Origin of the sequence: Cryobacterium sp. MLB-32 (assembly GCF_000738085.1) — a bacterium.
Taxonomy (GTDB): Bacteria; Actinomycetota; Actinomycetes; order Actinomycetales; family Microbacteriaceae; genus Cryobacterium.
Map to the genome: position 1 here is coordinate 1 of NZ_JPRS01000157.1, position 7,323 is coordinate 7,323.

A 7,323-nucleotide genomic window follows, 5' to 3' on the forward strand; every position below is an offset into this window, starting at 1 on the left:
GATTGTCGCGTTCCCGTCGGTCATCATGCCATCACCCCATCCGTGAATGTCACAGGCGTCACAGGTGAAGTTGACGAAGCCCAGTCCGGGATATTTCGTGACATAGCCCGGGCCAGGACCGACGATCTCGATGCGCTGCATGAGCAGCCCGGAGTACGGCAGATCAATAGCAATCCGGCCGTTCACGACGGAGTTACGGATCGTCACGTTGTTGGCCCGGACAACCACATCGCCGGCGAAGGCGTAGCCGTCATAGACAGCACCTGCGGTCGTGATCGTGATGCCGCCTGAAGCCTTCAGCGTGGTGCCCGCAGGGGGCCCCGTCGTGTCCGCGTTCGGGAAGGTGTCCGGCAGCGGAGTGGGGAGTGGAGTAGGTGTCGGCGCCGGAGTCGGGGTCGGCGCCGGAGTCGGGGTCTGCGCCGGAATCGGAGTCTGCGCCGGAATCGGAGTCTGCGCCGGAATCGGAGTCTGCGCCGGAATCGGTGCCGGTGCCGGTGCCGGAGTCGGGACGACCTCGGCGTTGAAGGTCACATCGGCCAAGTCATTCGATGCGTTCCACGTGGAGGTCGGGAATCCCCCGGCACTCGCGTAGCGATAACGCCCGTTCGTGGTGGGAGCGCTCAGCGGGCCGGTGGTCTTGGCCGTCGAGAAGTACTTTGAGGTGTAGGAATAGCGTCCTTTCGGAGCGACATAGGATTCAACATGGGTTACTCCGGGTGTCAACACAACAGGCGCGGCCAGAGTGGCGCGCTGCGAGCCGGTGGACGTCTCCCCCGTAAATGTCACCGAAGCGAGCTTGACGCCGGTAGACGACCGAAGGTGGCCGACATGGGTGCCGGTGTTGCTGGAGACCTTGTAAAAGGCCTGCGAGGCATTGAAGGCACCCAGCTCGACAGCCGCCGAGTCACCGGTTTCAGCTGCGACAGCGGGCGTTTCAGAACCGGAGAGCGTTGCGGACGTCGCGGAGAGTGCGGTGGGTGCGAAACCGGATGTCGCGGACAGTGCCGAGAATGCAGCTGTCCCGGTGAAAAGAAGGGCGCATGCGGTTACCAGGGAGATTATTGACGCGCGACGCCACGGCCGTGCGGCGATGGGCGTGGAGGAATTCTTCAGTTTTGACCGTGCCGTAATGGACATTGTTGGCGTGTTTCGTGTGGCGTACACGGAAGGTTCATGCGGAGCTATGCAACCGTAGGGGGCCACTGGGGCTGCCGCGCGGATGGAGCGGTTGATGACGTGCCTCAGGCGATCGAACCCACTTCTGGGACGAGAAATTGAGCCGCGCGAACCGCACGGTCAGACTGCGGCGAGTTTTGCACTCACGAACCCGGTGAGCGTGCCGACGGTTTCAAAGATGTCGGCGCCGAACTCATCGTCGTCGACGGTGATGTCGAAGCGCTCCTCGATCGACGCCACGAGACTGACCACCCCGAAGGAGTCGAGTTCCGGCAGGGAGCCGAACAACAGGGTTTCCTCCCGCAGGTCTTCCGGGCGGTGCTGCAACTCCAGGCTCTCGATCAGTACATTGCGAACGGCGTTCAGGGTGTCGGTCATGGGTTGCTCCTAGCTAGGGGGATGTTAGATGAGGACTTCCGCGGGCGCGGGATGTCCGAGGAAGGCGGTTGGGCTGGCCGTGAGGCCGTATGCCCCCGCCTGGAAGATGACGATGAAGTCGTCGATGTCGGCGCGGGGCAACTCGACATTGTCGGCGAGCAGATCGAGCGGCGTGCAGAGGCATCCCACGACAGTGACCGCCTCATCGGCTGCGAGCTCGACACGGTTTCCGACCACGACGGGGTAGTTTCGACGGATTGCCTGGCCGAAGTTACCCGAGGCCGCCAGTTGGTGATGCATACCGCCGTCGACGACCAGAAATGTCTTGCCGCGTGACACCTTGCGGTCAAGAATCTTCGTGACGTACACCCCGCACTCTCCGACGAGGTACCGACCCAGCTCGATCACCGGGCTTGCCTCGGGCATCCGCTCGGCGATCGGCCCGTCGACCAGCTCCTGAAGGTTTGCGGCGACCGCGTTCAGATCGAGCGGCTGGTCTTTGACGACATAAGGGATGCCGAACCCGCCACCCAGGTTGAAATAGCGTAGTGGTGCGGCCAGGTGCTCGGCGAGGCCGCTGACCAGGTCGACGGTACGCCGCTGCGCCTCGGCGATGATCTCCGCGTTCAGATTCTGGGAGCCGGCGAACACGTGGAATCCGAGCACGTTCGCTCCCGCGGTGGCGTATTCACGCAACAGCGCGGGCACCTGCTCGGCGTCGACACCGAATTGCTGCGGCCCGCCGCCCATCCGCATCCCCGACCCCTTCACCGCGAAATCCGGGTTGACGCGTACGACGACGTTCGGCGTGAGCCCGAGTTCGTCGCCCGCGGTGATCACCCGACGAAACTCAGTGGTGGACTCGATCTCGATCAGGATGCCGGCCGCGACCGCCTGCCGGATCTCAGCGGGCGTCTTGCCCGGACCGGCAAAGCTGACCCTGTCAGCGCGAATCGTGGTGTCGAGCGCGGTCTGCAGCTCCAGCCCGGACGCGATGTCGATCCGGTCAAGCCGGCGCGCCAGATGCTGCACGACGGCCGGCATCGGATTCGCCTTCATCGCGAAGCTGAGTTCAATCCGACCCGGCAACAGCGAGCGCAGCAGATCGACACGCTGATCGAGAAGGGCGCGATCGTAGGCAAAGAACGGCGTCGACCCGACGCGGGCTGCCAGTCTGCTCAGCGGCATCCCGCCGACCCGGAGCTCACCGTCGACGGTGCCGAAGGCTGCTGCATGCTCGTGCGGCTTCATCGTGACACCTCCAGCAGCAACTCGGAGCGCAGACTGTTGCGGTCGTACTTGCCGTTGGGCGAACGCGGTAGTTCGTCGCGAACCTCGATGAGAGAGGGCACCATGTAGAGCGGCAGGACCCGTTTGAGCGCAGCGGTCAAGGCGTCCACATCGAGTGCGTCAGCAACGGGCGTGGCCATCAGCACAATGCGCTGGCCGAGAGCCGGATCGTCGAGCCCCATAGCTACGGCGTCTCGCACAAGCCCGGTGTTGTGGGCGGCCTCCTCGATCTCGTTCGGACTCACTCGATAGCCGGACGTCTTGATCATGTCATCGCGCCGTCCCACGAAGTAGAGAAAGCCCTCGTCGTCCGCCACAACCCGATCGCCCGACCAGACGGCTCTCTCCGGCGCCCGCCAGTCCTGCCCTGCATGATGGACCGGTCGATAGCGTTCGGCGGTTCGCATCGGATCGTTCCAGTAGCCAAGCGCGACCAGCGCGCCGCGGTGCACGAGCTCTCCTTCCTCCCCGGGATCGCACCGTACTCCGTCCGGACGGAGCACGAGAATCTCGGCATTGGGGATGGCCTTGCCGATCGAGTCAGGACGTCGATCGATCTCAGCGGGATCAAGGTACGTGGACCTGAAAGCCTCCGTCAGGCCATACATGAGGTAGGGGTCAGCCTCGGTAAAGATCCCACGGAGGCGGTCAAGCGTCGGACGGGGCATGCGGCCTCCCGTGTTCGCCCAGTAGCGCAGGCGACCCGCCACGGCGAGCGGCCACGCCACGTCCGCGAGTTGCAGCCAGAGCGGCGGCACGCCGGTAATGCCCGTGACGCCGTACTGCTCGCACAGCCTGGGCACTTCTCGGGGCAACAGATAGTTCATCAGGATGCAGTGAGCGCCGGCCGAAAAGGCCGTCGTCACCTGGCTCAGCCCAGCGTCGAAGCTGAGCGGCAGCACGCTGAGAATGACGTCGTCACTCGTGTTCTTCAGGTACGAGCACACACTCTCGGCGCCGACGATCAGATTGCGGTGGCTGAGCACAACGCCCTTCGGCTGACCGGTACTCCCTGAGGTGTAGAGAATCGCGGCCGGATCGATGTCGATAACGTGCGGAATGTCCCGGTCTCGTGACAACAAACCCTGGTCGTCCCAGCTGTGGACCGTCCACGGTGCCGGCACCTCCAGCCCGGCATCGCCGACCACGATCACGTGCTCGACATGCGTTTCCGCCAGCACCGACGCCAGCTGGGCGAGCCTGTCGGCCGAGGTGACGAGCACTCTCGCAGCGCTGTCGCCGAGAATGTGGCCGACCTGAGTAGCCTTCAGCACGTGGTTGATCGGCACGAACACTCCCCCGGCGGCGGAAACGGCGAAGATCGACGTGACGGTCTCGAAACGTTTCTCGAGGTAAATCGCCACCCGGTCGCCACGCTGAAGGCCCACGCCGAGAAGCTGCGCGGTGGCGGCGTTGCACCGGCGCCAAGTCTCGAAGTAGCTGATGGTCATCCCCCGATAGGTCAGCGCCGAGGCATTCGGCGTTTCGGCCACCGCCTGACTGAGCAGGTGATGGAGATTAGTTCTGGCTGGCATTAGCGTGTGCTCCGCTCGAATGGTGCTGTGTGTCATGAGAGGTCCGTCGGCGTCGTTGAGGCGCGGAATCGGGTGGCTCGAGTGAATCGGGGGATAAAGCCCGCAAGCTCGTCAATGACCTGGCGGGCCAGGAGTCGCAGCACCACGAGGTAGGCGAGGAGAACGGCCAGACCGGTGATGGCGATTCTCACGATCGGCAGGAGGTCTGCCGAGACAGCGAGCACCAGCAATCCGGCTCCACCTCCAGCCAAGACCGCCACTGCGAGGAAGCCGAATGGCCCAACGAGCGCCCTCGGAGAAACCTTCAGAAGCTTCGCTACCAGGAACCAACGGCTGGCGGTCGCGAACGCCGCCACGACCAGAAAACCCACAGCGACGGCCTGGAGGCCCCACTGAGCGGTGATCGCTGTCACCACGACACTGCAGGTGTCGATAATCACAGCGTACAGAAACCACTGGCCGGGCTTGCCGACCCCATAAAAGAGGCCTTGGTCGAGACTCGCGCCGACCACCAAGATGCCCGAGAGGGCAACAACCTGGGCCACTCGTGCACTCTGCTCCCAACCGCTACCGAAGACAACGGGGAGGATCAAAGGTGCGGCGATCGCGAGGAGCGTGAGCGGTGGCGACATGGCGGCATACGTCATGCGCAGGGCGCGGACATAGGCCCTCTGAAGACGACCGGAGGACTCCTTGATCTTGGCGAACGCACTCGTGGAGACCGTGACGAGAGCCGCCCCGGTGAGGTCCTGGACTATCTGCACGAGTCGCTGGGCGATGTTCAGGAAACCCAGCGCCGAGAGCCCGAGGGTGGAAGAAATGATGGCCGCTTCTCCCCAGGCGCGACACATGGCGATGAATTCGACACCGAGCACGTTGCTCCCGAAGCGCGCCATGGTCGAGAACTCTCGTCGGGAGAATTCGAAAGCCGGAACCCACTTCGCCGCTAGCCACGCAAGCACGACCATGACCACCTGGGACGACAATGCCTGGCCGACGAGAGCCCACACGCCGAACCCGGTCAGCGTCATCGTCACGGCGACGACTTGTGCAACGACAGCGGACGCGGTTCCTTGAACCGCGATCGCGCGGAATCTCATCTCCCGACGGAGCAGTGCCATCGGCACTGACGAAACTGACGTGAGAACCACACCCAAGGACAGGACCTGCAGAACTGGGACGAATTCCGCTGATCCGAATACACCCCCGAACAGCGGGGCCGCACCGATCAATGCCCCGGCCAGCAGGAGGCCCGCCAGGGACGAGAACCAGAAGCTCGTGCTCAGCATCCGACGGTCGACCTTGTCGACCTGAACGATATACGCCATGAAGCCGATGTCGGAGAGCAGGTAGAAAAATGGCAGAACCGTCGACGCAGCAGCAACGGTGCCGAAGTCCTGCGGGCTCAGGACACGCGTGAGCACCGCAATGGTCACCAACCCGGAAATGCGGATCGCCCACTTCTGAACGGTCAGCCAGAACACGCCCGACGCCGCCTGTGCGCTGATGGACACGTCGGGCTGCTTCGGCGTCACAGGCACGTGACCCGTCATATTCGTCGCACCATTCGTCTCTCGCCCACGACGAACGTCATGAGCCGTACACCTCGTCCTCCACGATCCGAACGACGTCAGCCTGTGCCCTCGTCCAGCCGATCTGCCGCACGGACTCGGATGCCGCCCGTGCTGCCGTGGCCACATCGGAGCGCGTCACTGCCGCACTGAGGGCCGCGGCGATCCCGTGCGGCGTCGGGGTGGCCCATCGCACATGATCGTTCACGAGGTCAGCCCGGGAATGCACAGAGTCATTCACCACGGGAATCGTGCCCGCCGCCAGCATCTCCTCTGCCACAAGGCTGATGTTGGTGAAGGACATGGCCAGTCCGGCGATGCTGGAATTGTAGAGCTCGTTGAGTGCCGTCGGCGTGAGCCTCCCGTGCTGCGTCGCGGGAAAGGGAAGACCCTTGGCCTCCGATCCGTAGATGTGGATCGGGACCTCGGGGTGCAGCCCATGGAACCGTTGGAGGGCCAATCGCGCCAACGCGTATCCTCGCCGGGGCACTTCGGGCCGGGCGAAGAGGACCACGCCGCTGCGTTCACGCTCGGGGAGCAAACGGTACACCGACGTGTCACAACCGAACTCGGTGATGTCTGGAAGAATTCCGATCTCCGACCGAAGAAGCATCGCAACCATCTCGCCCAGGGCAATCGTGCGAAACCCGAACCGGTAGCTGTCCTCCGCCAGAGAATACATCGATCCATGCGCGTAGAAGTAGGGCTCATAATCCTGGATGAAGTACAGGCGCTGCATCGGGGCCGTGCCCCGGCGCGCCAGGACGTGTGCCGTTTCCCATCCTGACGCAACGCAGGCGTCGATGCCGGAGATTCCATCGGCTGCGTCGCGCACTTCGGCCTGAATGTTCGGCCACCAGTCGCGGATGACCCGCTCGTGGGCGCGTGTATCACCGCCGTACCTGTCGTAAAGAAAGAGCACACAGCGATGGCCCGCGCGCTCAAGCGCCTCCACCATGCGAAACAGAGTCGTATGACCTCCCGAACCTGCGCTGGGTGGCACCATCACCCACCCGATTCGAAGCGGCTGTGACCGCGGCGGACGACGTTCGGGGAACAACAGATTCAGTTGCGTCGAGTCTGCGATGTCGTCGTCGAAGAGCGGCTCATCGAGACTCGCCGCCCCGAGTCTCTTGTAGGAGTAACGTGCGAGGCGCTGGGCGAGCACACGAGGACCTTCCGTGCGAAGAATGCCGGTAGCCCGGGTGACCCGGGAGCCGAGCTGACGAGAATGCTCGCCGATAGAGGGAAGCGTCGGAGTCATCTCGAGGACCTTTCATTCACGGGGAGTTGGCCGAACGGCACAACGCGGGGAGCCACTCGACTCATGTCGTCACCGTCCGTTGCGAGTATTCCCCGGGTCGTCGACCCAC

The 7,323-nt window shown here is 63.9% G+C and carries 6 protein-coding genes; all 6 read right to left on the reverse strand.

The window, feature by feature from the left end; translation table 11 throughout:
* Positions 1-1,137: DUF4082 domain-containing protein (locus JF66_RS23060; RefSeq protein WP_035879111.1), on the reverse strand; the 1,137-nt coding region annotated here is incomplete at its 3' end.
* A 159-nt stretch (positions 1,138-1,296) separates the two neighbouring features.
* On the reverse strand, positions 1,297-1,554 hold the full coding sequence (locus tag JF66_RS14120; RefSeq protein WP_035879112.1) for an acyl carrier protein: 258 nt from the start codon (positions 1,552-1,554) through the stop codon (positions 1,297-1,299).
* A 24-nt stretch (positions 1,555-1,578) separates the two neighbouring features.
* Positions 1,579-2,805, reverse strand: coding sequence for a pyridoxal-dependent decarboxylase, exosortase A system-associated (locus JF66_RS14125; RefSeq protein WP_035879113.1), 1,227 nt, complete (start codon positions 2,803-2,805; stop codon positions 1,579-1,581).
* A complete protein-coding gene (locus JF66_RS14130) occupies positions 2,802-4,379 on the reverse strand; it encodes an acyl-CoA ligase (AMP-forming), exosortase A system-associated (protein WP_051973555.1) in 1,578 nt (525 codons plus the stop codon). Before JF66_RS14130 ends, JF66_RS14125 begins: the two co-directional genes overlap by 4 nt.
* Before the next feature lie 32 nt (positions 4,380-4,411).
* Complete coding sequence (locus tag JF66_RS14135) at positions 4,412-5,932, reverse strand: lipopolysaccharide biosynthesis protein (RefSeq protein ID WP_051973556.1); 1,521 nt, start codon at positions 5,930-5,932, stop codon at positions 4,412-4,414.
* 37 nt (positions 5,933-5,969) lie between these two features.
* Positions 5,970-7,214, reverse strand: a complete 1,245-nt coding sequence (locus JF66_RS14140) for a glycosyltransferase family 1 protein (protein WP_051973557.1) — start codon at positions 7,212-7,214, stop codon at positions 5,970-5,972.
* Between the last annotated feature and the right edge of the window lie 109 nt (positions 7,215-7,323).